This is a genomic window from Neobacillus camarae, assembly GCF_054950115.1.
In genome coordinates this window covers 256487-278969 of the sequence record NZ_JBUCKX010000002.1, presented here as the reverse complement: position 1 = coordinate 278969, position 22483 = coordinate 256487, and the positions used below count along the sequence as shown (strand labels likewise).

The 22483-nt window shown below is 47.8% G+C and carries 23 protein-coding genes; 5 read left to right on the top strand and 18 right to left on the bottom strand.

Annotation, left to right across the window (positions count from 1 at the left end; all coding sequences use genetic code 11):
- Window positions 1–24 precede the first annotated feature (24 nt).
- The 3 genes from ACY8D0_RS09065 to ACY8D0_RS09055 form a co-directional block, all read right to left on the bottom strand.
- Entirely contained in the window at window positions 25–543 is a 519-nt protein-coding gene (locus ACY8D0_RS09065) for a YwgA family protein (RefSeq protein WP_462410191.1), read from the bottom strand.
- A 33-nt stretch (window positions 544–576) separates the two neighbouring features.
- A complete protein-coding gene (locus ACY8D0_RS09060) occupies window positions 577–1872 on the bottom strand; it encodes an HD domain-containing protein (protein ID WP_462410190.1) in 1296 nt (431 codons plus the stop codon).
- A gap of 457 nt (window positions 1873–2329) precedes the next feature.
- Window positions 2330–2569: a YuzB family protein gene (locus ACY8D0_RS09055; RefSeq protein WP_462410189.1), complete on the bottom strand. Its 240-nt coding sequence runs from the start codon at window positions 2567–2569 to the stop codon at window positions 2330–2332.
- Between the two features lie 361 nt (window positions 2570–2930).
- On the opposite strand from ACY8D0_RS09055, the gene ACY8D0_RS09050 reads away from it, so the two are divergent.
- Window positions 2931–3689, top strand: coding sequence for an RsfA family transcriptional regulator (locus tag ACY8D0_RS09050; protein WP_462410188.1), 759 nt, complete (start codon window positions 2931–2933; stop codon window positions 3687–3689).
- 87 nt (window positions 3690–3776) lie between these two features.
- Here the strand turns inward: ACY8D0_RS09050 and ACY8D0_RS09045 are convergent, their stop codons facing one another.
- Both ACY8D0_RS09045 and pta read right to left on the bottom strand, forming a co-directional pair.
- Window positions 3777–4601, bottom strand: coding sequence for an octanoyl-[GcvH]:protein N-octanoyltransferase (locus ACY8D0_RS09045; RefSeq protein WP_462410187.1), 825 nt, complete (start codon window positions 4599–4601; stop codon window positions 3777–3779).
- A gap of 196 nt (window positions 4602–4797) precedes the next feature.
- The gene (pta, locus tag ACY8D0_RS09040; RefSeq protein ID WP_462410186.1) at window positions 4798–5769 is read right to left on the bottom strand and encodes a phosphate acetyltransferase; all 972 of its coding nucleotides are present in this window, start codon (window positions 5767–5769) and stop codon (window positions 4798–4800) included.
- A 270-nt stretch (window positions 5770–6039) separates the two neighbouring features.
- On the opposite strand from pta, the gene hemQ reads away from it, so the two are divergent.
- Window positions 6040–6789, top strand: a complete 750-nt coding sequence (gene hemQ, locus ACY8D0_RS09035; protein WP_462410185.1) for a hydrogen peroxide-dependent heme synthase — start codon at window positions 6040–6042, stop codon at window positions 6787–6789.
- Between the two features lie 234 nt (window positions 6790–7023).
- A complete protein-coding gene (gerQ, locus tag ACY8D0_RS09030) occupies window positions 7024–7533 on the top strand; it encodes a spore coat protein GerQ (protein ID WP_462410184.1) in 510 nt (169 codons plus the stop codon).
- Between the two features lie 161 nt (window positions 7534–7694).
- Here the strand turns inward: gerQ and ACY8D0_RS09025 are convergent, their stop codons facing one another.
- From ACY8D0_RS09025 to fdhD, 13 genes are all read right to left on the bottom strand, one after another.
- Entirely contained in the window at window positions 7695–8066 is a 372-nt protein-coding gene (locus tag ACY8D0_RS09025) for a DUF423 domain-containing protein (protein ID WP_462410183.1), read from the bottom strand.
- 15 nt (window positions 8067–8081) lie between these two features.
- Window positions 8082–8375, bottom strand: a complete 294-nt coding sequence (locus ACY8D0_RS09020) for a YwdI family protein (protein WP_462410182.1) — start codon at window positions 8373–8375, stop codon at window positions 8082–8084.
- 364 nt (window positions 8376–8739) lie between these two features.
- Window positions 8740–9759 carry a thiazole biosynthesis adenylyltransferase ThiF gene (locus ACY8D0_RS09015; RefSeq protein WP_462410181.1) on the bottom strand — a complete coding sequence of 340 codons (1020 nt, stop codon included), beginning with the start codon at window positions 9757–9759 and terminating at the stop codon, window positions 8740–8742.
- A gap of 124 nt (window positions 9760–9883) precedes the next feature.
- The gene (gene moaD / locus ACY8D0_RS09010) at window positions 9884–10117 is read right to left on the bottom strand and encodes a molybdopterin converting factor subunit 1 (RefSeq protein WP_462410180.1); all 234 of its coding nucleotides are present in this window, start codon (window positions 10115–10117) and stop codon (window positions 9884–9886) included.
- Entirely contained in the window at window positions 10110–10577 is a 468-nt protein-coding gene (locus ACY8D0_RS09005; protein WP_462410179.1) for a molybdenum cofactor biosynthesis protein MoaE, read from the bottom strand. Before ACY8D0_RS09005 ends, moaD begins: the two co-directional genes overlap by 8 nt.
- A 12-nt stretch (window positions 10578–10589) precedes the next feature.
- Window positions 10590–12512, bottom strand: coding sequence for a molybdopterin biosynthesis protein (locus ACY8D0_RS09000; RefSeq protein ID WP_462410178.1), 1923 nt, complete (start codon window positions 12510–12512; stop codon window positions 10590–10592).
- A 12-nt stretch (window positions 12513–12524) separates the two neighbouring features.
- Window positions 12525–13757 carry a molybdopterin molybdotransferase MoeA gene (locus ACY8D0_RS08995; protein ID WP_462410177.1) on the bottom strand — a complete coding sequence of 411 codons (1233 nt, stop codon included), beginning with the start codon at window positions 13755–13757 and terminating at the stop codon, window positions 12525–12527.
- A 14-nt stretch (window positions 13758–13771) separates the two neighbouring features.
- Window positions 13772–14371, bottom strand: coding sequence for a molybdenum cofactor guanylyltransferase (gene mobA / locus ACY8D0_RS08990; protein ID WP_462410176.1), 600 nt, complete (start codon window positions 14369–14371; stop codon window positions 13772–13774).
- Window positions 14372–14385: 14 nt separating this feature from the next.
- On the bottom strand, window positions 14386–15195 hold the full coding sequence (locus tag ACY8D0_RS08985) for a formate dehydrogenase accessory protein FdhE (RefSeq protein WP_462410175.1): 810 nt from the start codon (window positions 15193–15195) through the stop codon (window positions 14386–14388).
- A 93-nt stretch (window positions 15196–15288) separates the two neighbouring features.
- The gene (locus ACY8D0_RS08980) at window positions 15289–16008 is read right to left on the bottom strand and encodes a formate dehydrogenase subunit gamma (RefSeq protein WP_462410174.1); all 720 of its coding nucleotides are present in this window, start codon (window positions 16006–16008) and stop codon (window positions 15289–15291) included.
- Window positions 16001–16831, bottom strand: coding sequence for a 4Fe-4S dicluster domain-containing protein (locus tag ACY8D0_RS08975; protein WP_462410173.1), 831 nt, complete (start codon window positions 16829–16831; stop codon window positions 16001–16003). The genes ACY8D0_RS08980 and ACY8D0_RS08975 overlap by 8 nt, the downstream gene beginning before the upstream one ends.
- A 2-nt stretch (window positions 16832–16833) precedes the next feature.
- On the bottom strand, window positions 16834–19818 hold the full coding sequence (fdnG, locus tag ACY8D0_RS08970) for a formate dehydrogenase-N subunit alpha (RefSeq protein ID WP_462410172.1): 2985 nt from the start codon (window positions 19816–19818) through the stop codon (window positions 16834–16836).
- 75 nt (window positions 19819–19893) lie between these two features.
- The gene (gene fdhD, locus ACY8D0_RS08965; RefSeq protein ID WP_462410171.1) at window positions 19894–20670 is read right to left on the bottom strand and encodes a formate dehydrogenase accessory sulfurtransferase FdhD; all 777 of its coding nucleotides are present in this window, start codon (window positions 20668–20670) and stop codon (window positions 19894–19896) included.
- A 471-nt stretch (window positions 20671–21141) separates the two neighbouring features.
- On the opposite strand from fdhD, the gene pdxK reads away from it, so the two are divergent.
- Entirely contained in the window at window positions 21142–21954 is an 813-nt protein-coding gene (pdxK, locus tag ACY8D0_RS08960; protein WP_462410170.1) for a pyridoxine/pyridoxal/pyridoxamine kinase, read from the top strand.
- Window positions 21955–22098: 144 nt separating this feature from the next.
- Window positions 22099–22446, top strand: a complete 348-nt coding sequence (locus ACY8D0_RS08955) for a YojF family protein (RefSeq protein ID WP_462410169.1) — start codon at window positions 22099–22101, stop codon at window positions 22444–22446.
- Window positions 22447–22483: the final 37 nt, after the last annotated feature.

The window sequence follows — 22483 nt, the reverse complement described above, 5'->3', positions numbered from 1 at the left end:
ATCAGGTCCAAGCGTCCGTTAAAGTTAGTTCACTTCTACAGTTGCCGTCTTGCCTTTCAATGCCTCAATATATTGATAGGCCTGTTCAATCTCTTCGAGCGTATAGCGCTGGCTGCTCTTTAAGGTAAACACCTTGTCGGCCACTTCTTCCTTTGAAAGATTATCAAAATACAATACCGTTGACACCAGCTCAAGGAATCTAGCATTCTGACCGTTCATATCCGTTAAAATGTTCTCCAGATGGGGCATTTCCACTTGATTCAGGCTCAAAAACTCCTTGCCTTCTTCTGTCAATGTGTAGCGGTACTGATAATAACCGCCCTTCTTTTCCTTGACTTCATTGAGAAAGCCCATATTGCACAACTCCTCGACACGAGTCGTCAGCTCCTCTGAGTAAGGGCCGTAAAAATGGAATTGGAACCGGTCCTGGAACGGAAAGTCTATTTTTTTCGCAATATAAATCATCTTTTGCAGCTTTTTTCTGCCAACAATTTCTCCGGACACCATTATTGCCTGCATCAGCTTCGCATGGTCATTTAGCAATGTTTGTCATCCCCCTCAGTACTTTCACAATCTCTATTCTAATAGGCTCCGTATCTGCCTTTTCCATTCAGCTTCCGTTGTGTCGTCGTATATAAAATCAGCCGGGTAGTACAGCTTATGGTCGGTTCTTCTTTTTCCGGAAATCGCGTCGACAATCTCCGATTCACGCGACAGCTCCCGCAACTCGCCGCTTTTCATCAGTAAATGAATCGGCAGCCGCTCTTCTTCCTCGCCTGGACGGTAAAAATCATATGGAAGATCGGAGGAGGAATCGACCACCAAGTAATATTCAGGGTCTAATCCGGCTTTCGCAAACAGTGAGGTCAATTGGGCCAGCTTTTTATATTCACGAGCCGGGTCAAACTCCGCATACTTAAACAGATTCCGATTGACAAACCGCTTGCACAGATCGCTCAAAATCGGATCATTCTCTTCCTGCCAGATTTGAAAATAGTACATGATTACCGATTCATCCAACTTTAAATAGTCTTCCAATGTCACTTGTTCGCGGAACAAAGACGTAAAATGCACCAGTTCGTATTTGAACGTGTAGTTTTCCTTGTATAGCTGCTTCGCGCGGTGGAGGATTTTCGTCAAAATCACCTCTGCGCTGCGGGATACCGGGTGGAAGTACACTTGCCAGTACATTTGATAACGGCTCATGATGTAATCCTCGACCGCGTGCATGCCGCTTTTTTTAATCACGACTTGGTCTTCCCGCGGCCGCATCACGCGCAAAATCCGTTCCATATCAAACTGGCCGTAGCTCACCCCGGTAAAATAAGCATCCCGCTGCAAATAGTCCATCCGGTCGGCATCGATTTGACTCGAAATCATGCTGACGACCAGTTTTTTCTCCGATGTTTTCGCGATCACTTCGGCGACTTTTTTGGGAAAATCAGCCCCAACCCGTGCGAGAACCCGGTTCACTTCTGTGTTTCCTAAAATAATCTTCCGGGTGAATTCCTCATGGTCGAGATCAAATATTTTTTCAAACGCATGGGAAAACGGGCCGTGTCCGAGGTCGTGAAGCAGGGCCGCACAAAGCGTGAGCAGGCGGTCTTCGTCGTTCCATTCCGGCCTGCCGGCAAACACGTCGTCAATAATTCTGCGGACGATTTCATACACGCCAAGTGAGTGGTTAAACCGGCTGTGTTCCGCCCCGTGGAAGGTTAAAAACGTCGTGCCCAGCTGTTTAATCCGCCGCAAACGCTGAAATTCCTTGGTTCCGATCAAATCCCAAATCACGCGGTCACGAACATGGACATAGCGATGGACGGGGTCTTTAAATACTTTCTCTTCGCTTAGTTTTTCTGCCGCATAAACCATGCATTTCCTCTTCCTTTTCCTTTACCCGGTCAACGCCGGATTCTGTGACAATCCGCTGCTAATCACCAAGCACTTTTTTTCTATTATATCCCAAAACCGGCCCACAGTTCAGCAAAATTCCACAGCATTTTTCGACAATTAAGAAAAGCGCAAGCGCCCTGAGCAGCGCCGTATGGCCTCCTCCAAAAAGCTAACGCTTTTTGTTCGTGCGATGTTTATGCTGTCGATGCCTTCCTTGTGGAGCGCTCCAACCGAGATAGAGGAAACACGAAGAGCGGAGCGATTCGATGTTGACTTATCGTAGGGCGGAGAGCGAAGGACACTAGGCGCTAGGGCGCTGGAGCTGGACAAATATCGAAGCCAACACAATTCCCGCAGACACTTCCCAACCGTGGGACCAAAGAAAAAATCACCTTTTAGTGGTGCCGGAAGGTGATTCGTTAGACAGCTTTAGCCGTTAGACTGGCGCATCTGCCTTTTTTAATTTTTTGTTGACTTTTTCCATTAGTTCTTCTTCGGTCAGTGCGGCTAATGGACGGTTATTCACGAAGGCAAAGGTCTTTTTCCGGCCAGGTCCGCAATAAGACTGGCAGCCAATTTTGATTTCGGCATCCGGATCGATTTCTTTCAATCGAGGGATCAATGTCTTTAAATTCACCGCCTGGCAATCGTCGCAAACGCGAAATTCATTGGACATTTGGTACAACCCTTTCTAAGGTCAATCTATTTATCATAAGTGTAACCCACCAAGTTGGCGGACTTTCATCTATTTTTAAAAAAGCGATATTGAAAAATATTGGCCGTTTTAACTCCTTAGGTATTTTACAGTTTCTCATGGGGTAAATCAAGTTGCAATCTTTAGCAATCCATTGAGTGTATTAATATAACACGGGTATGAAACTATAATTTTCTAAAACATAAAAAAATCTATTATCCTTTTAACCAATTTGGTATAAAGCCTCCCAAACTTGTCCATCATAAGACTAGAACTTTTTAAAAATTTAGTCAGAAATCTGTTCTGGCCAATTATTTGAAAATTAGTTAGGGAGATGAAAGAAATGAAAGTACGTCAAGATGCATGGACAGAAGAAAATGACCTGCTTTTGGCTGAAACGGTCCTCCGTCATGTGAGGGAAGGAAGCACCCAGCTGAACGCGTTTGAGGAAGTGGGGGACAAGCTCAACCGCACCTCCGCCGCCTGTGGGTTCCGATGGAATGCCGTCGTCCGCCATCAATATGAAAAAGCATTGGCTCTGGCCAAAAAGCAGCGGAAACAACGACAAAGAATCCTGGGAAGGGACCAAGGCGGAAAGAAAAAACTGCTGTACCAGCCACCTGCACCACAAGCGTCTGATTTGGAAGCACTGCCAATTCAAACCGAATTGGAACTGGAACTGGTACCAGAATCAGGAGAAATGCTGGAAAGCGTCGACTTGAGCACCGAAATGGCGGAAGAAACCTTTGTACAGCCTACCGTACAAGTATATCGTCCGGTCGTTTCCACATCTGGTTTGACGATGGACAGCGTGATTGCCTTCTTGGAAAACTTCAAACATTCCAATCTGCAAAATGAAGTATTAAAAACCGAGAATGAAAGATTGAAGCGGGAAATTGCTGACCTGAAGAAACAAAATGAAGTACTGGACGAGAAAGTCAAGAGCCTCGAAGAAAACTCCGAAACCATGCAGGAAGATTACGAGACCTTAATGAAAATCATGAACCGCGCCCGCAAACTCGTCCTGTTTGAAGAAGAAGAAAGACCTGCCACCAAATTCAAAATGGACCGCAATGGAAACCTGGAAAAGGTAGCAGAATAACGGGCAGGGAAACAGAGGAGACTCTAACAGCATCCTACCAAAAGAGCCGTAAATCACAAGATTTGCGGCTTTTTGATGTTTGGGACATTACAAGAATTTCTCATTTCGGTCCACGATTCGTTGATAATAGCCCGGTAACAGCTCAAGTTCCGTTTCGTTCAGCTGGCCGGCGTAAAGACGATCGCTATTAGCTTTCAGCTGGGTTAACAGCCGGAGCATGACGTCGCCGATGGTGAACGGGACACCAAGCAGATCTGATAATGATGCCATCACTTCGGGCTCGATTTCCGGGTATTCAAATTTGGTATCCTGCTCCCGTTTGGCGAGATGGTAAAATTCCCGGACCAGTTCCGCCCGTTCCGCTCCGCTGCCATTGACACAAAGATAAATCTGCACGGCCACCCCTTTCTTTAGCCTCCGCTGCGAGATGCCAGCAAACTTTTTCCCTCCGATGCTAAGATCATAGCTGCCTGGACAGTACGACCCGACAATTTCCCGTGCCTCAATCTCCTGGGGGAAATCGGCAAACATCTGCCGGATTAACAGCCACATCGTATCATAGCCGCGATTTATATCGATGCCTTTTTCCGATTCTGGCAAGATCAGCGATAGATTAAGAACCCCCTCATCTAGCACCACGGCCAGCCCGCCGGAGTTTCTGACAATTGGCTGCCAGCCCTCCGCTTTTAAAAATTTCAAGCCGTCTTGTAAAAATGGCAGCTTGGTATCCTGGATTCCAAGAACGATCGTGTTGTGATGGACCCAAGTGCGAGCGGTGGCCGGAGCGAGGCCCGACCCCACCGAGGCACACAACGTATCATCGATTCCAAATGACTGTAATGCCTGAAAATGCGGCCCGACGGAGGATTGGTCCATAATCCGCCATTCAGGCTGGCGCAATAAACTTTCCATTTTAATAACTCCTCGTACAATTTGATAGGTTTATTTTATCAAAAACAGCTTGTGACTTTCTACTCGAGGGAGCTAGAGCCAGCATTCCTAATGCCGACTCCGCTTGTTTACCTCCGGATTCCGCGGACTTTACCAAAGATTCCGCAAAAGTGCAAAAAGAGCCGGCTCCCCAACGGAACCAGCTCCCCAAAATACATTATAAACCTTGTGCCGCAGTAATTAACGCCAGCTTGTACACATCTTCTTCATTACAGCCGCGGGACAGGTCGTTCACCGGACGGTTCAAACCTTGTAAAATCGGGCCGACCGCTTCAAAGCCGCCTAAGCGCTGAGCGATTTTATAGCCAATATTTCCAGCTTCCAAGCTAGGGAAGATGAACACGTTGGCATCCCCTTGAATCACGGAACCAGGTGCCTTGCTTTTTGCAACAGACGGAACAAACGCTGCGTCAAATTGGAATTCGCCATCAAGCACTAGCTCAGGGTCGCGGCGTTTTGCCTCTGCCACAGCTTCTTCCACTTTTTCTGTCTCAGGTGATTTCGCAGAACCCTTTGTTGAAAAGCTCAACATGGCCACACGCGGGTCGATATCAAACATTTGCGCGGTTTTGGCACTTTCAATGGCAATCTCAGCCAAATCTAAGCTGTCTGGCGTAATATTGATTGCGCAATCGGCGAACACATACTTCTCGTCCTCGCGAACCATGATAAACACGCCTGAAGTTTTCTTCACGCCTTGCTTGGTTTTGATGATTTGCAATGCCGGGCGTACCGTATCAGCGGTTGAATGAGCCGCGCCGCTGACCAAACCGTTTGCTTGGTTTAGATAAACAAGCATTGTGCCAAAGTAGTTTTCATCGAGCAGCATTTTGCGGGCATCCTCTTCGGTTGCTTTTCCTTTGCGGCGCTCCACAAACGCGGCTACCATTTCATCCATTCCCGCATAGCTTGCCGGATCATAAATCTCAGCATTTTCCAAGGAAACCCCAAGCTCGCTAGCTTTGGCCTGAACTTGCTCCATATTGCCAATCAAGATTGGCGTGATTAATTTTTCTTCAGCCAAGCGGCCGCAGGCTTTGACAATCCGCTCGTCCAAACCTTCCGGAAATACAATCCGCAGGTCGCGGCCGGAAATTTTCTGCTTCAATCCTTCGAATAAATCACTCACTATGTAACCCTCCTAAATAATGCTCCTCTATTAGGATACTTTACCATGCTAAAATTTCAAGCAAACAAAGTCACAGACAGCGTTTACAACAAAAAGTCAATCAATTGCAAAAATTTCTCTCACTCTGTTACTATTCTCATTTTTAAAGAAGAATATCCGTTGACTGACATTTTTCGACGTGAACGGGAGTTTCATAAAGGCATCTGTTGGTCAAACTATGTTATAGTTGGTATGATATTTAAGAAGAATAATTACATAGGAGTGATTATAATGAGCGAAGCCGCACAAACACTTGATGGCTGGTATTGTCTGCATGACTTCCGGACCGTTGACTGGACCACTTGGAAGATGCTCCCAAGTGACGAGCGCCAAGCCGCCATCCATGAATTTTTAGGATTGGTTGAAAAATGGAACACCACCCAAGAGAGCAATGAAGGCAGCCATGCTTTATATACAATTGTGGGCCAAAAGGCCGATTTCATGATGATGATTCTCCGTCCGACGATGGAAGAATTGAATGAGATTGAAACTGAATTTAATAAATCCAAATTGGCAGAATTTACGGTTCCAGCCCATTCCTATGTTTCCGTAGTGGAATTGAGTAACTATCTGCCATCCGATTCCAAAGAGGATCCTTATCAAAATCCTCATGTCCGTTCGCGCCTGTACCCGATTCTTCCGAAAGCCAAATATGTTTGTTTTTACCCAATGGACAAGCGCCGCGAGGGCAATGACAACTGGTACATGCTGCCGATGGAAGAGCGCCGCAGTTTAATGCGCAGCCACGGGATGATTGGCCGTTCCTATGCCGGGAAAGTCAAACAAATCATCACTGGCTCAGTCGGTTTCGATGATTACGAGTGGGGCGTCACTTTGTTTGCTGAAGATGTCCTGCAGTTCAAAAAGCTCGTTTATGAAATGCGTTTTGATGAAGTCAGCGCCCGCTACGGCGAGTTTGGTTCTTTCTTTGTCGGCAGCCTTTTAGAAGAAGAACGGGTGACGCAATTCCTTCATGTTTAATATTTTTTAAAAAAGTTCCCAGCACCCCTGGGAACTTTTTACTTTCCCACGCAATGAATAATGGCATATATGACTCCCTCCCTTCATACTATTTAAACAGCGAATCTTTGAAAATTTCCCCCTCGCAAGTGAGGTGAGAAAATTTCTTTCAAACCGTCACCATTTGCATTTCCGGGAGTATGAATACATTGTTGGGCCATTGATTCATTTATTCATTTTTTAGGAGGGAAAAAAATGAACCAATTTTACAATCCCCAAGGTATGCAGCCTTTTACAGGCGGGGCAGCAGGGCAGCAGGCAGGCCAGCCGACGGTAGGTTCTATGGGAGGACCGATTGGCGCCGCAGGTATGTATCCTCAGCAAACAACCGGATTTCCACAATTCCCGCCGTCAGGCACGGCTGGTTTTGGGTCTACGGGTTCTCCTACAGGCGGGGCCGCCAGCCAAGTGCCTGGCATGCTTCCGATTGAGCAATCGTACATCGAGAATATCTTGCGGTTAAACAAAGGCAAGCTTGTTCATTTGTTTGCGACCTTTGAAGGCAGCACGCAATGGAACTCCAAGGAATTCACCGGCATTATTGAAGCGGCAGGCAGAGACCATGTCATCCTGAGTGACCCGCAATCTGGCACCAGGTATTTGATTCCAATGGTGGCCGTCGATTACATTACCTTTGCCGAGGAAATTGAGTACGAATATCCATATGTCGCGGGCCCTAACCTAGGGACATATGCGCCACGCTAAATGAAAAAAGGTATTGGGACACATTCCCCAATACCTTTTTTACACTATTAGAATTTATTTCTAGTCTTTGAGAATTGTCCAGCACCACCAAGGAAAGCTTCCTAGATAGGCTTCGCAGGAACAAGCGTTTTATGCCTGTTCCAAAGGGCGCTTTCGCTATTCTATAAATACTTTGCCGCTCCCAAAATCATCATCACCCATGCTGCTAAAAAACAGACCCCGCCAAGCGGTGTGATGGCTCCCAATACACCTATTTTGGTCAGGCTTAACACATAAAGGCTGCCGCTAAACAGGATAATCCCCACCAGCATCAGCCAGCCGGACCAGGTAAACAATGGGCTCGCTGCCATTTTCCCAATCAGCAGGCCAATGACCAACAGGCCGGCTGCATGAAACATTTGATAGTGGACACCCGTTTGCCAAATATCAAGGTAATGGGCATCCAGCTTATCCTTTAACCCATGTGCCCCGAACGCCCCTAAGGCGACGGCTAAAAAGGCGTTGACGGCACCCAGAATAATGAATAACTTCATCTAATCTCCCCCTTTTTAAAAATCAAACAGCGAATCGCCATTTGCTTCATCCCCAAGCTTCAGTTTTTTGGGCTGGTTCAAAGCGGCCGGCTGCTGCTGCGGATAAGCTTGGTAAGACACAGCGGGCTGAAAGGTCGGCGCTGCCTGAACCGGTTTAGCACTCCCCGCTGGTTTTTCTTCCAAAATCAATTCGCATAGTATTTTAATAGAGTAAACCTTCTCCCGCAAGCTTTCTTCCTGTTGGGTGGATCGGGCTTGTTTTAACTCTTCGTCTATTTTTGACAAAAGCTTTTGTACGGATATATTCACGATATTCGGCACCCCAATTGATCAGTCTCATTCTATTCTACATGAGTATCGGTTTTTTTCAAAAAATTAAACTGCCCTTCTTGAGTAGTTGGCAAAATTTTCATTGTTTCACGTGAAACATGTCGAATCGGACACAGCACCCTCAAAAATATCCATTATTATCCAATGTTTGCAGAATACTCTCGCCATTTTGTTGAATCCCGCAAAATTTTGGTGAATCCCTCCCCAACTTTGTTGATTCATTCCCAATTTCGTAGAATAGCCCCCACTTATTAGTCGAACTCCCATAAAACACAACCTATCTCCGCCAGCTACTCCTAATAAAAACAACCCGCACCACCAAATGGGGTACGGGTACTATTCTTTATCCCAAAATCCTTTGATAAATCGTTTTTGCTTGGGTGATATCCTTCGTTCCATGAATCAGAGCACGTCCGTCTTGGAAAATGACCATCCGCTGGTCTCCCATTTCGACAGAAATCAAGTACGGGTTGCCTTTGACGGAAAGCCCAAGCGAACCCAGCTGACCGGCAAGCTGCTCCAGCGAAATCTCCCCTTTAGATGTCGGGCGGATTTGGACGGTATCGCGGCCGCATAACACCGACGTCTTGGTCATATTTTCACGATCGAGGTATGGATAGGTCCGTTCCTCCCCGCAAGATAAGCAGCCGGCAAACTTCGCCTTGGACATTTTCAAACTAGTATATTGGTTTCTCCATAAATCAAAGCTGACAAACGAGGTGCGCACGGCCTCCCAATCCCCGGCCAGCATCTTGAGTGCTTCCGCCGTCTGGTGGGCAATCACCATCTGGACAGCGGGCGCGATAATCCCCCCGGTATCGCAAGTCATACCCTGGAGCGGAATCGACCGGAGCAGACAATTTAAACAAGGTGTTTTCCCCGGGATAATCGAAAAACTCATGCCAAAGCTGCCGACACACGCCCCGTAAATCCAAGGGATGTTGTACTTTTGCGCAGCATCGTTCATCATCATCCGGGTTTCAAAGTTGTCGGTGGCATCCAACATCAAGTCAACGCCGGAGATGAGTTCCTCCAGCAATTCCGGGGTGGCGTCCGCGACAACAGAACGAATGTCGACATCGGAATTGATCTCCCGCAGGCGCCTTTCCGCCGCCGCCGCTTTTGGCCATTTTTCAGCGACATCCTGCTCGGTATAAAGCTGTTGGCGCTGCAGGTTGCTCTCTTCCACATAATCCCGGTCCACGATGGTGATTTTGCCGACCCCGGCCCGTGTCAGTACCTCCGCACTGCCTGACCCCAGCGCACCCGCACCAATAATCAGGACATGTTTCCTGCGAATCTTTTCTTGGCCGTCTTGGCCGATTCCGGGAAAGAGAGTTTGCCGTGAATAGCGTTCGTTCATTGTGACTTCCCCCCTTTGAAGAAAGCCCGCCATAAGGCGAGCATATCAGGACACTTTCATTCATCATAATTGTCCGTTCAGCCAATCTAAAGCTTTTATTTGCGAATCGTCAAACGCCCAAAAATCAGCCGCCGCTGACCGGCGGGATAAACGCAATCTCATCGCCGTCACGAATCACTTCATCGTTCGAAGCGAACTCTTCGTTGATTGCCGTCATGACAGTATCCATCTTTGGCAGGTTATAAATTGCAGCCAAATCAGCTTTCAGTTCGGCTACGGTTTTCCCGCCCGCATCCAGCGTCAAAGACTCTTCTCCAACCGCATCACGCAGATGGGCAAAAAATAATACCTTATTCATGCAAATCATCCTCCTCTGGCTTGCCATTAGGATAGGAGACTGTCTCAAGTTGGTTGCCAACCCATTCCTCGCCGTCTTCCCAATGCTCTTTTTTCCAAATCGGGACGATTTCCTTAATCCGCTCAATCGCATAGCGGTTGGCTTCATAGGCATCAGCGCGGTGCGGTGTCGACACGGCAATCACCACCGCCACGTCGGTAATGTCGAGGCGCCCGACCCGGTGGGTAATCGCCACCTTGGAACCTTGCCAGCGCTCCTCAATTTCATGGCCGATTTGCTCAAGCTTTTTCACCGCCATTGATTCATACGCTTCATAAATTAAAAATAACGTCTTTTTTCCATAGGTCAATTCCCGGACCGTGCCGATAAACGTGGTAATCGCACCTGCTTCGCGCTGGACCACTTTATCAATTACTTCTTGTATATTAATAGGTTCTTTCGAAACTTCGTAGAACTTCAATCCTATCACCTCTTAGTCCAAGCTTTTGGGCTGGGCGTTTTCTACCACTTGATAGCCGCCGATGTTTTCCACCTGCGCTTTAAAAACAGGTGACTGAATGATGCTGATCAGCAGCCGGCCCTGTTCACTCTCATAAAAAGCCCGTGTCATCAGCAAATCGTACTCTTCATCGGCTACCGGAACAAAATCCAGGCCCATCGCTTTTGCGGCCGGATAAATCCCGAGACCGGCTCCATGGGAATCGCCTTTTACTTCCGCTGCAACCGCCAAATGGGAAAACATCTCCCGTTCATAACCGGTAATCTCGTCTGCATCCATGCTGGCTTCTTCGAGAAGCATGTCAAACAGGATACGGGTTCCTGCCCCTTTTTGCCGGTTGACAAAATTAGCGCCGACCCGGGTCAAATCACGGACCGATTCAATGCCATGCGGATTTCCCGCCGGAAGAATCCAGCCCTGCTTCCGCTTTAAAAACGGGTACAGCACCACATCGACTCCTGAGAGCATTTTTTTCACATAAGATATATTATATTGCTTCGTTTCCGGATCCAATAAATGAATGCCCGCTACGTGGGCCTCGCCTTTCCGGATGGCCATGATGCCCGCCATGCTGCCGACATGGGAGGAGACCATTTTCATATCGGTCCGCACCCGCTTCAACTGCGATGACAACAGGTCAATCGTCATGTCATGGCTGCCGGTGCACATAATCGCATTGCGGATTTCCTCAAGCGGGCGGAGCAGCTCCACTTCGGCCATATCCCCCTGCTCGTAGCCAATCACATCTGGAGGAACGATTAACAGGCCGTCAGCCCGCACGTAGGACATGGTCACGCCAGCTGCCCTTGTCAGCGGATTGGCCACATACTCACCGTTTATATAGCCGATATTCATCCGGACAAAGTCTTCCGCACCCATGGAGGATACGATGCGCCGGCCCAGTTTCACCCTTACGGTTTGCCGCATCGGTTCAGGAATCCCCAGATACGTGCAAATCAGCGGCCGGACAAACCATTCCAACGCCAAGTATGCGGAAACGGGGTAGCCTGGCACTCCGACGACGACGGTGCCGTTTATTTTCCCTAAAATAACTGGCTTGCCAGGCCTTGCGGCGACCCCATGGGTATACACGGTTCCCAATTCGCCGATGATGTGGACCGTGAAGTCCTTCCTGCCTGCCGACGAGCCGGCATTGATGACGATCATATCGGAGGTTTGGGCCGCTTCCAAAAGCGCCTGCTTAATCAGTTCCGGTTCGTCCCTGACAATCGAATGCAGATGGGGCTCGCCGCCCCAATCCTTGATAAAGCCGCTGAACACGGTTCCGTTGAATTCCACGATTTTTCCTGGGGGCAGTTCCAAGCCAGCTTCCACCAACTCGTTGCCTGTAGGAATGACAGTCACGAATGGTTTTTTTACCACACGTACTATGAGTTCATGAGAAGCCAGTAAGATCCCCAAGTCAGCAGGGCGTAACACATGCCCTTGAGGAAACAGCATTTCCTCTTGGACGATGTCCTCGCCAATCGGGCGGATATGCTGCCAAGGCGTGGCAGGCTCGATGATTTCAATGGTTTCGTCATCGACGACATGGACGTTCTCAATCATAATCACCGCATTAAACGGCGAAGGAATCGCATTTCCTGTATCCACATAAACAAACTGGCTGCCGTTTTTCAGATAAAGCGGGTTTTGTTCATGGGCCGTATAGGTGCTCTCTGCGACAACTGCGACGCCATCCATCGCCGATGCATGATAGTGCGGCGTCGACATCCTGGCAAAAATCGGTTCCGCCGTAACCCGGCCCAAGGCCTCTGTAACGGGGATTGACTCGATATCAGGGGTCACATCGAAGGCGGCCAGCAGTTCTTCCCTGGCTGCGTCCCGCGGCTTATCTTCCAAATACACTTTTCGCTTGAATTTTTGTTGTTCCATGCTTGCGCTCCCCTATCTCGACGGAATCACAGGAACATATTCCCCCTGTGATACTCCTTCTTTTTCTGAAAGGATTTCGACAATCCCATCGCTTTTCACCAGCGTGGTGATCAGGCCCGATTTTCCGATAATCGGCTCGGCCCACCATTCCCCGTTCCGCTCGGACAAGCGGACGCGGACGTAGTCGGCCCTGCCCATCGAGGAAGCGATATTTTTTGTGACGCGCGCAAAAATCCGGTCCGGCTTGCGCTCGATTTTTTCACCCTTTAGCCTGCGGAAAACCCGCGACCCAAATAGTTGAAAAATGATCATTGCAGAGGCCGGATGCCCTGGCAGTCCAATCACCGGTTTGCCGTCGGCCATCGCAAGAATCGTCGGCTTGCCGGGCTTAATCGAGATGCCGTGGACAAACACGCCAGGGCCTCCCAATGACTGAATCACCTCGGTTGTGTAATCCTTGGCCCCGACCGAACTGCCTCCAGAAAGGATTAAACAATCGACTTGTTCATACAACTCGCGGGCCTGCCGCTTAAACTCCTCATAATCATCCTTGACAATGCCGCCATAGACCATCTCGACCTCCCATTCATTGGTTAGCCCCGAAATCGTTAAATGGTTGATGTCACGGATTTGCCCCATCTGAAGCGTTTCGGTTTGGTAGGGGACGATTTCATCACCCGAGGACAGGTAACCGGCCTTTAGCTTCCGGTACACCTTTACCTGGGAAATACCCAGTGAGGCCAGTGCCCCTAATTCCTGGGGGCGCAGTTTTGTCCCTTTATCGAGGACCACCTCGCCGGCGCGGATATCTTCTCCGGCACGGATGACATTTTCCCCTGGCGCGATTTGCTTGTACATGTTCAACAAGCCGTCCGCGTCCTCACAATGTTCAATCATGATAACGCTGTCACTGCCTGCGGGAAGCATCCCGCCTGTAGGAATATAAACAGCTTGTCCCGGGCCAACCCGCACCGGCGGGACCTCGCCCATTTTCACCTCACCGGCGACCGTCACAAAGCCGGGCATGGATTCAGATGAACCATACGTATCTCTGGCGCGGACTGCATAGCCGTCTACAGTGGAACGGTCGAACCCCGGAACATTTTCTCTTGCCGTGACCGGCTCCGCGAGAATATAGTGCAGCGCCTCGGAAAGCTCCCTGACCTCGGAAAGCTCAAGGGCCGATACCTGTTCGTCAATTAAAGCAAAGGTTTCTTCCACTGTTTTTACTTTAAAAAATTGCATGGTTCCCCATCTCCCTAACGTTCGCTTTCAGCCTGCTGTTTCGCATCCTCATATTCATTGGGATGGTTCATGTTGAAAAAAATTTTCTCTATATTCAACTGGCTAAAACTGCCAAGTTCTTTCTCTGTTAAGTATAACACGTTTATTCGGTCCAATAGGTGTTTCATCCGAAGATTTCCTGTTTCGATACAGGATGCCGCCACATCCGCTACTCTTTTATGATAGACCGCAAATAACGGATGCTGCTGGCCGCCGGTAATGGGAATGACGGCATCATAGCCCTGGCAGCGTTCCACCAAGGCACTTGCCAGCTCTCCCGACACAAATGGCATATCGCAGGCGGCCAGTAGATTAGCATCAGAACCGGACGCCATCAGACCGGCATGAAGGCCGGCAAGCGGTCCCATGCCGGGATAGTGATCGGAAGTAATTGTTAAGCCTAAAAATTCATAGCTTTCAGGCTCATTGGTTACTAGAATCATTTCATGAAAGGATCCCTTTAACTCGTCTTTGATTCTCTCGATGTTCGGTTTATCGTTAATTTTCAGCAGGGCCTTATTGGTGCCCATTCTGCTTGATTTTCCGCCGGATAAAATAATTGCCCCAGCTTTCATGTTTTAACACCTGCTTAATTTGTCTGCTTTTTTTCACCAATGCTAGAGTAGCCTTGTTCCTGTGCCACATAATCAAGGTGGATTGAGTTTAAATCCAACAGCGCCGCGGACGGCTTTTCAATATATTGCTTTGTATCAATTATTTTAATATAGCCATTGCATTCATCGCAAACCTGGATTTGCGAGACATGATCACCTTCTACTGTCAAGAAGTGCATTTTTTCATGATCGGTGCTGCCGCAGTGCGAGCACTCCAAGCGGCGGGCATTCCAATGGGCGAGACAACGCGGACATTGCACCACCTTTTTGCCTTCCTGATCCAGTGTGGCCAGGCGGACAGGCTCACCGCAAACCGGACAGCCAGCTCCGGGTACCGCATGGGTTATTTCAGGCTGCACTTTTTCAGCGGTCAGCTGAAGATAAGGACGGAGGGCAGTTTCTGCTAAAAATGCCGGTATCCATGGTTCCAAGCCTTGCTCCTCTGCAAATTTTGCGAAATAGGCATGGTTGAAGGAATAGGCCTCTTCAATCCAGCGGATCACAGTCTTTTCAGTCCATACACTGCGAGCGGAAGCCAGCTTTGGTCCGAGTTCAGGATTGTCACTGCATAGCGCATCACTCAACTCCTCTATCCACTGTAAGAATAGTGAAATATCAAAATCAATGGCCGTCAGCGACACGGCCGGTACCCCTGCCGTAATTGCCGATTGATCCAGGCTAGGCCGAATCGTCTCAGGGTCAATCATTTGCTTCCACTGTTCCTGCAATTTAACGATTCTTTTTTGCAGCTCCTGGTATTCTTTTGAAACAACGGATTTTATCATCGTTGCTGCACCTCTTTTATTAAGTAATGGCACGTCTTTTAAAAGGAATGGCTGTCAAGTCGACAGCCATTCTCTTATCATCATGACTAGCAGTTATGCACCCTTTTTATGACCAGGATCAGAATCATCCAAGTTAGGGAATTTACCTTTTTTCACTTCTTCATCATACCAATCTGAATAATGGCCTTTTGCCCACCAAGCAGGAACCTTTCCGGTCACTACGCCTGACCAGCCAGGTCTTGAATGTCTGTGGACAACAGACAGGTACACGTGCCCGACAATAACAGCTATCCCTAACCCAAAACCAATGTTGTGAAGGACGTATCCCCATTGCACCAAGCCTCTTGGGAAGAATTGCGGAAACCACATCGTGAAACCTGAAGCAATCACCAGGATGGCACAGAAAATCTGTAGAATCGAGTTAATTTTTTCACCGGCGTTAAAGAATGTCTGTTTCACGTGATCAAACTTGAAGCCGAATAATTCTTTCACGAAATTGCCGAAAAAGGCAAGGTCACGCTTTTTCCAAGTGATTAATTCTTTCGTCCACATTACCAGAAATTTTGGGCTAAATACCGCCAAGATGAAGGTAGGCAATATGAAGATGACGGCGAAGATCCGGTGTAAAAGCCGTGCGCCTTCCGGTCCGCCAAAAACAGGATACAGCCAGTCAAAAAATTCGGTATACATTGGCAGGGCTGTAATATACAGGGCAAAAAATGCTATTCCATTGATGCTGTGTGCCCATACAAATGCTTTAGGAAAGCGGCGAATCTTTGTACTCGCTTCTGGGTGCTTTTGTTCATTACTCATTGCTTTCACCCCTATCTTCCTTCAGGCCTTTATTGTTGCGCTTGCTGATGATGTTGTTGGTAATGAACGCACCGACCACTGCCATGGTGGTGGCCCCAATCATCATTTTTCCGATTGGCTGTGCATAATCCTTCCAAATTACTGCGGAAGTTGGCACCTTTGGATTTTCAGGAAGCCCGTAAACGGATGGCTTTTCTGCCAAAACGTAAATGGTATGGGTGCCGCCCACTCCTTGCGGGTTGTAAACTTGCGCATTCGGGAACCGGTCTTTTATTTCTGCCACTCGCTGCTGTGCTTTTTTGAGCATAGCGGACTCTTCACCAAATTCCAGGGAACCGGTATGGCAGGTAGTCACGCAGGCAGGCTGCAGGCCTTCTTCCAAGCGGTCGGTACACATGGTGCATTTTTGCGATTTTTTGTATTTATCGCCGTTTTTATCGACATATTCTTTTAACGAGATAACTTCAAACGGACAGTTTTGCACACAGTAGCCGCAGCCGACACACTTGTCATGATCAATGACAACCGTGCCGTATTTCGAATAGCTGATGGCATTCTCCGGGCAGACCTTTTCACAGGCCGCATCAGTACAATGGAAGCAGGCGGAATGGCGGAACAGGTATTCCAAGTCGCCTTTGCCATTTTCATGCTCGATATACTGCATGACATTCCATGTGTCAGCCGATACCTTCGGATGGGACTGGACACTGCCCTGGAAATCCTGCGGGTCTGCCGGCAGGTCGTTCCAGTTTTTGCACGCCACCATACAGGCGCGGCAGCCGTCGCATTTGGTTACATCGACGTACTTTATATATTTGGTCATCGTTACGCCCTCCTGACATCGCAGAGGAATGCTTTATATTCAGGAATCATCGTATTGGCATCCCCGATATGCGGAGTCAGGCGGTTGGCCGTCGCTCCTGTCGCAAATCCCTTATAGCCGAAATGCCATGGCATCCCGATTTGGTGGACTTGTTTTCCTCTTACCTTAAATGGTTTATACCGCTTCGTTACCATCGCATAGGCTTCGATTTCGCCGCGGGCTGAAGTGACAACAATTTTGTCTTTATTGTTAATGCCTTTTTCCTTGGCCAGTTCCTCACTGATTTCGACAAACATGTAGCCGGCAAGCTCAGACAGCCATTCCTGGTTCCGTGTCATCGTGCCCGACTGCCAGTGTTCACTGACCCGGTAAGTGGTGGCTACAATCGGGTAATCCACCTTGAAGCCGCGCTTATTGAAGTCTCCTTCAAAAAGAGTAATCGCCGGGTTAATTTCCTGGCTTGAGAAGGCATTTGGCATAGGGCTCTCATATGGTTCATAGTGTTCAGGGAATGGACCGTCGTTCAACGTTGGCGCAAACAATAACGCCATACCGTCTTTGTTCATCATAAACGCACCCGTGCCGCCAGGGGCCGATGGAGCGGTATCTGCTTTAAAGTCAGGCACGTCATTGCCGACCCATTTGTTTTGAAGAGCATCCCACCAAATCACGGCTTTTTCCTTGCTCCATGGATTGCCGTTTGCATCCGCGGAAGCGCGGTTGTAGATAATCCTGCGGTTCATTGGCCATGCGAATGACCAGTTCAAATAGTGATGGCCGCCAGTGTCTTTATTATCACGGTTCTTCGATTTATTCTTACCTTCTTCAGGATAGAAGCCCGAATAAATCCAGTTTCCGCTTGAAGTCGTTCCGTCATCTTTCAAGGCGCCGAAACCAGGCAGGAGTTTTCCTGTTGTCAGGTCGTAGCCATTGATTTCTTTTGCGACAAGATCAATGTCTGGAGCTTCACCGGTCCCATAATTCCAATCAAGCGCCAAAAACGGTTTGTCCGCCGATTTGCTGCTTCCGGCATATAGTTTTTTCAGTTTTAATGCCAGTTCATGGATGATATCCAGGTCCGGTCTTGCTTCACCTCTGGAATCAATGGCTTTCCAGCGGTATTGCATCCAGCGCGAGCTGTTGGAGATGCTGCCTTCTTTTTCAAAAGAGGCACTAGCAGGGAGCAGGAATACCTCTGTCTTGATGTCTGATGGGCTGCTTCCGGCAGCTTTTTGCCAGAATGCTGAACTTTCGGTTTCCCACAGGTCAATGGCAACGAGCCATTTTAATTTGCCTAACGCTTCTTTTTCCTTACCAGCGTTCGGGCCGCCGACTACGGGGTTGGTGCCGAAGAAGAACGCTCCGTCCAGCCCGCCTTCGTACATTGTTTTAAACAGATTGATATGTGAATAGTTTTTGTTGCCTTTTGGCAGGAATTGATAGCCAAATTCATTGTCTTTCGTCGCATTGCCGCCGTACCATGATTTCAACAGGCTGACGACAAATTTAGGTTTATTGCTCCAGTAACCCGAGACGGGTGTTTCTTTTGCCAAATAGCCGGCCAATGTAGCATGTTCAGGCACAGTGGCTTTTGGTGAAGCTAGGTAGCCAGTGAGGTTATCATATAGTAATCCAAAGTCCGTTGAACCTTGGACGTTGGACTCGCCGCGCATCGCGTTAATGCCGCCGCCAGGGATGCCGATATTGCCCAATAGCAATTGCAGAATGGCGTAAATCCGGACGTTTTGCGAGCCGACCGTATGCTGAGTGGCTCCCATCGCATACATGATGGTTCCTGATTTTCCAGTTTTTCCTGTCGCACAGAAGGTTTTACATACATTTAAATAGTCTTCCTTCGGTGTTCCTGTTACCGCTGTAACCGTATCCACGTCATAGCGGGAATAATGTTTTTTCATTAATTGGAATACCGAGCGCGGATGCTCTAAGGTCATATCCTTGACAGGTGTTCCGTCCGGGTTTGCTTCCAAAGCCCATTTTGTTTTATCATAGCTGCGTTTTGCTTCATCATAGCCAGAGAATAGGCCATCCCTAAATTCATAGCCTTCTTTGACGATAAAGGAAGCATTTGTATAGTTAGCAACATACTCTTTGTGGATGAGATTGTTTTCCAGCGCATATTTAATCATACCGCCGACAAACGGAATATCTGTACCGGAACGTAGTGCGGCATAAACATCGGCCTGTGACGAAGTTCTGGTGAACCGTGGGTCAACGGAGATAATTTTTCCGCCGTTTTCTCTTGCTTTTGTCAGCCATCTAAAGCTGATGACATGATTTTCCGCAGGGTTAGCGCCAATAATCAACGCACAATCGGTATGCTGCAGATCATTCCAATGGTTAGTCATTGCTCCGCGTCCAAATGTAGGTGCCAGACCGGCAACCGTTGAACTATGTCATATGCGTGCCTGGTGCTCTAAATAGGTTACACCAAGCCCTCTCATGAGTTTTGAGAGCAAATAGGTTTCTTCATTATCCAGTGCCGCGCCGCCAAGGCTGGCAATCTTTTCGGTTTTATTGACGGTGATGCCGTTCTCCGTTTCGACAAACGATGCGTCTCTTGTGTCTTTTGTCCGTTTGGCGATGGTGTCGAGCATCCAGTTCCAATCTTTTTCTTCCCACTTATCACTGCCTGGTGCGCGATAAAGCGGTTTGGTGAGCCGTTTTTCAGAAGTGTAGAGTTGTCGTAATGTCGTCCCTTTGCTGCACAGTTTTCCTTCGTTAATCGGGTTATCCGGATCCCCTTCCGTATAAACCACAGTATTGTCTTTGGTATGGACGAGAATTCCGCATCCGACACCGCAGAAACAGCAAATGGTTGGTGTTACAGTAGCTTTGGCAATTTTGAGTTCTTTGGATTTGGCATAAACTTTTTTCTCATTGAAGCCCAGTTCCGCAACAGCCAATGTCACGGCGGTGGCGCCTGAAAGTTTCAAAAATTGCCGGCGGTTTAAGTTTAATTCAACCATCACTATTCTCCTTCCCTTAAATTGAATAGACATCCCAATTTGATTTTCTCTCTATTTCGTAAGGTTTGGCTGTTGTTAATTCCCCCCTTCAAGGCTCATTTCGTAAACCGGCTCTATGCTAACGTCATTCTGTACCCTGCCTGCAGAGGTATAAATCATGGCCATTTTCCCTCTTAAATAGCCGATCACTTCTATATTTAAGTACTTGGCCAGCTGGAGCGCCTGTTTCGTGGCGGCCGTGCGCGAGCCGATGACAGGAAAGCCGAATTTGGCTGCTTTGGAGAGCATTTCATAGGAAACCCTTCCCGTAGTCAAAAGGATGGCCCGCTCTGGGTCCAATTGTTTCCTTAAAGAATAACCAATAACTTTATCCACGGCATTGTGGCGGCCAATATCTTCGCGGATTGTGATGGTACCATCACCTTCCACGACGCAAGCCCCATGCATGCCGCCCGTTTCCAAGTAGAACGGAGAGTTCTGGGCAAATTCGCTGCGTTTTTTTAATAGATAGCTAAGTTTATAACTTTTATCGGAAGCAATTTTTTCAAATTGCTTGACATCGGTCATGGAGAAGAATGTGACGCCCCTGCCGCATCCTGCAGTATAGTGTTTTTTCTTTGAAAAAAATTGCTCGTCATCAAAATCAGATCGGAGTGTCACATGAATGCTCCCCATTTCTTCCTTGATAGAGATGGCTTCAATATCCCAGGGATTGTGAATAAATCCTTCCGAATATAAATAACCGTACGCCCAATCCTCCAAATCGGATTTGGTCAGTTGGAAAATGGCAATTTCGTAACCGTTGATGACCAGCGAGATGGGATATTCATCAGGACAACCTTTGTGGTTCATGGTATTCCCCTCCTTTTCCCTCATTCCAAAAACAGATGTTTCTTGAATATACCTTGTAATTACATTTTAAAACTTATTCCCTATCATAAATCCCAAAGAATTGACAGTTTCATAGCAAATTCGTAACAAAATGTCGACACTTTTGTGAACTCCATGAAAATGATGTAAGCGGTCACAATTAGTGCAACTTCCCCAGGCCAAAGATCAACCAATCGTAATTGTAAATTCCCCGAAACATTTTGTATGTAATATTTCTCACAAGGGGGCCTGTCCCCCAGCACGTTAACACTTTACTGCAGTGGGGGACAGGCCCCCGCTGCGTTAATACTTCACCGCAGTGGGGACAGCCCCCCACTTTTAGAAGATGTTATTGCAAAAATATTCTAATTGGGGCTGGAAATCTGATATAATTTAGCCATTGTTTTATAATAGATAGAGGAGTTTTATTTTCACCTATAGGAGGTATGACATATGACGATTAGAAAAGCGTTGACGATTGCGGGTTCTGATTCGAGCGGCGGCGCCGGTTTGGAAGCCGATTTAAAAACATTTCAGGAGCTTGGCGTTTACGGGTTGACTGCGATTACCTGTATTGTCACGATGGATCCAAATGGCTGGCACCACAATGTGGCACCAATTGAGACCGCTCTTGTCGAGAAACAGCTGGATACGATTTTATCAGTCGGTATCGACTCCATGAAGACTGGGATGCTCGGAACTGTTGACATTATTGAATTAACCGCCAGAAAAATCGATGAGCACAAACTCGAGCGAGTGGTAATCGACCCTGTTATGGTCTGCAAAGGGGAAGACGAGGTGCTAAACCCAGAAACTGCTGATGCGATGCGTGAACTGTTAGTCCCGCGTGCTTTAGTTATCACTCCGAATTTGTTTGAAGCAGGACAGCTTGCCGGCATGAAGACACCTAAAACATTGGATGAAATGAAGCAAGCCGCGGCGAAAATCGTGGACTTAGGCGCCAAAAATGTGGTCATCAAAGGCGGCAGCAAACTGCAAACCGAAGATAAATCACTTGACCTGCTTTATGATGGAAAAGAGTTTAAAGTTTACGAATCCGAAAAAATTGAGACAACCTTCACCCACGGGGCTGGCTGCACCAACTCTGCAGCGATTGCGGCCGAACTGGCAAAAGGCAATGACGTCTACCAAGCGATGCAAGTTTCCAAAGACTTTGTCTCAGCAGCGATTGAGCAAGGGTTCCGCTTAAACGAGTACGTTGGCCCAACCTGGCACGGTGCTTACCGCAGCAAACTTCATCAATAAACTCCAAAGATGCTCCTGTGCAGCAGGGGCATCTTTTTTGAACTAGCCTAAAGCATGGATTTCGCATTTTTTGACTGATTTTAGTATGATAGCATTATTAATTTATTTCATTTTCCAGTGTATGGAAGGGAAGGAGGAGCAGGCGTGGATTTAGTTGACGTAAAACAGGTCCAGGAAGCGATCAATCAATTTGCCAATCAAGATGTCTATATTCATCTCGAAACGACGAACGGGGCCTATGCCTCCCATAACGATCAGTCTTTCTTTTCGGCGGGAGCCTATATCCGCAATGCCCTTGTCCGTTATGAAATCGGCAAGATCACCGGTCCAGGCCCGTACCGGGTTGGCTTGAAAATCAATCTTGGCTGGGTCTATGCGGAAGGAATCACGCATTTTGAAGTGGATGAGCAAGGCAGACTGCTGATGGCCGGCCATGGTTTTGACGGTAAATTAGCGGTTGCTTTAGAAATTAGCAAGACTCCATTTGAATAAACCGTTGTCCGCCAAAGCTGGATGACTTTTTTTAAAA

Bases quoted from the DNA above. Each gene is read 5' to 3' on its own strand.
- fdhD (WP_462410171.1), bottom strand. From the start codon at position 20,670: ATGAACCACAAAGGTTGTCCTGATGAATATCCCATCTCGCTGGTCATC.
- ACY8D0_RS08995 (WP_462410177.1), bottom strand. From the start codon at position 13,757: ATGCAATTTTTTAAAGTAAAAACAGTGGAAGAAACCTTTGCTTTAATT.
- ACY8D0_RS08985 (WP_462410175.1), bottom strand. From the start codon at position 15,195: ATGATAAAATCCGTTGTTTCAAAAGAATACCAGGAGCTGCAAAAAAGA.
- mobA (WP_462410176.1), bottom strand. From the start codon at position 14,371: ATGAAAGCTGGGGCAATTATTTTATCCGGCGGAAAATCAAGCAGAATG.
- ACY8D0_RS09025 (WP_462410183.1), bottom strand. From the start codon at position 8,066: ATGAAGTTATTCATTATTCTGGGTGCCGTCAACGCCTTTTTAGCCGTC.
- hemQ (WP_462410185.1), top strand. From the start codon at position 6,040: ATGAGCGAAGCCGCACAAACACTTGATGGCTGGTATTGTCTGCATGAC.
- ACY8D0_RS09055 (WP_462410189.1), bottom strand. From the start codon at position 2,569: ATGTCCAATGAATTTCGCGTTTGCGACGATTGCCAGGCGGTGAATTTA.
- moaD (WP_462410180.1), bottom strand. From the start codon at position 10,117: ATGAATAAGGTATTATTTTTTGCCCATCTGCGTGATGCGGTTGGAGAA.
- ACY8D0_RS09045 (WP_462410187.1), bottom strand. From the start codon at position 4,601: ATGGAAAGTTTATTGCGCCAGCCTGAATGGCGGATTATGGACCAATCC.
- gerQ (WP_462410184.1), top strand. From the start codon at position 7,024: ATGAACCAATTTTACAATCCCCAAGGTATGCAGCCTTTTACAGGCGGG.
- ACY8D0_RS09060 (WP_462410190.1), bottom strand. From the start codon at position 1,872: ATGGTTTATGCGGCAGAAAAACTAAGCGAAGAGAAAGTATTTAAAGAC.
- ACY8D0_RS09000 (WP_462410178.1), bottom strand. From the start codon at position 12,512: ATGGAACAACAAAAATTCAAGCGAAAAGTGTATTTGGAAGATAAGCCG.
- ACY8D0_RS08980 (WP_462410174.1), bottom strand. From the start codon at position 16,008: ATGAGTAATGAACAAAAGCACCCAGAAGCGAGTACAAAGATTCGCCGC.
- pdxK (WP_462410170.1), top strand. From the start codon at position 21,142: ATGACGATTAGAAAAGCGTTGACGATTGCGGGTTCTGATTCGAGCGGC.
- ACY8D0_RS09015 (WP_462410181.1), bottom strand. From the start codon at position 9,759: ATGAACGAACGCTATTCACGGCAAACTCTCTTTCCCGGAATCGGCCAA.
- ACY8D0_RS08975 (WP_462410173.1), bottom strand. From the start codon at position 16,831: ATGACCAAATATATAAAGTACGTCGATGTAACCAAATGCGACGGCTGC.
- ACY8D0_RS09050 (WP_462410188.1), top strand. From the start codon at position 2,931: ATGAAAGTACGTCAAGATGCATGGACAGAAGAAAATGACCTGCTTTTG.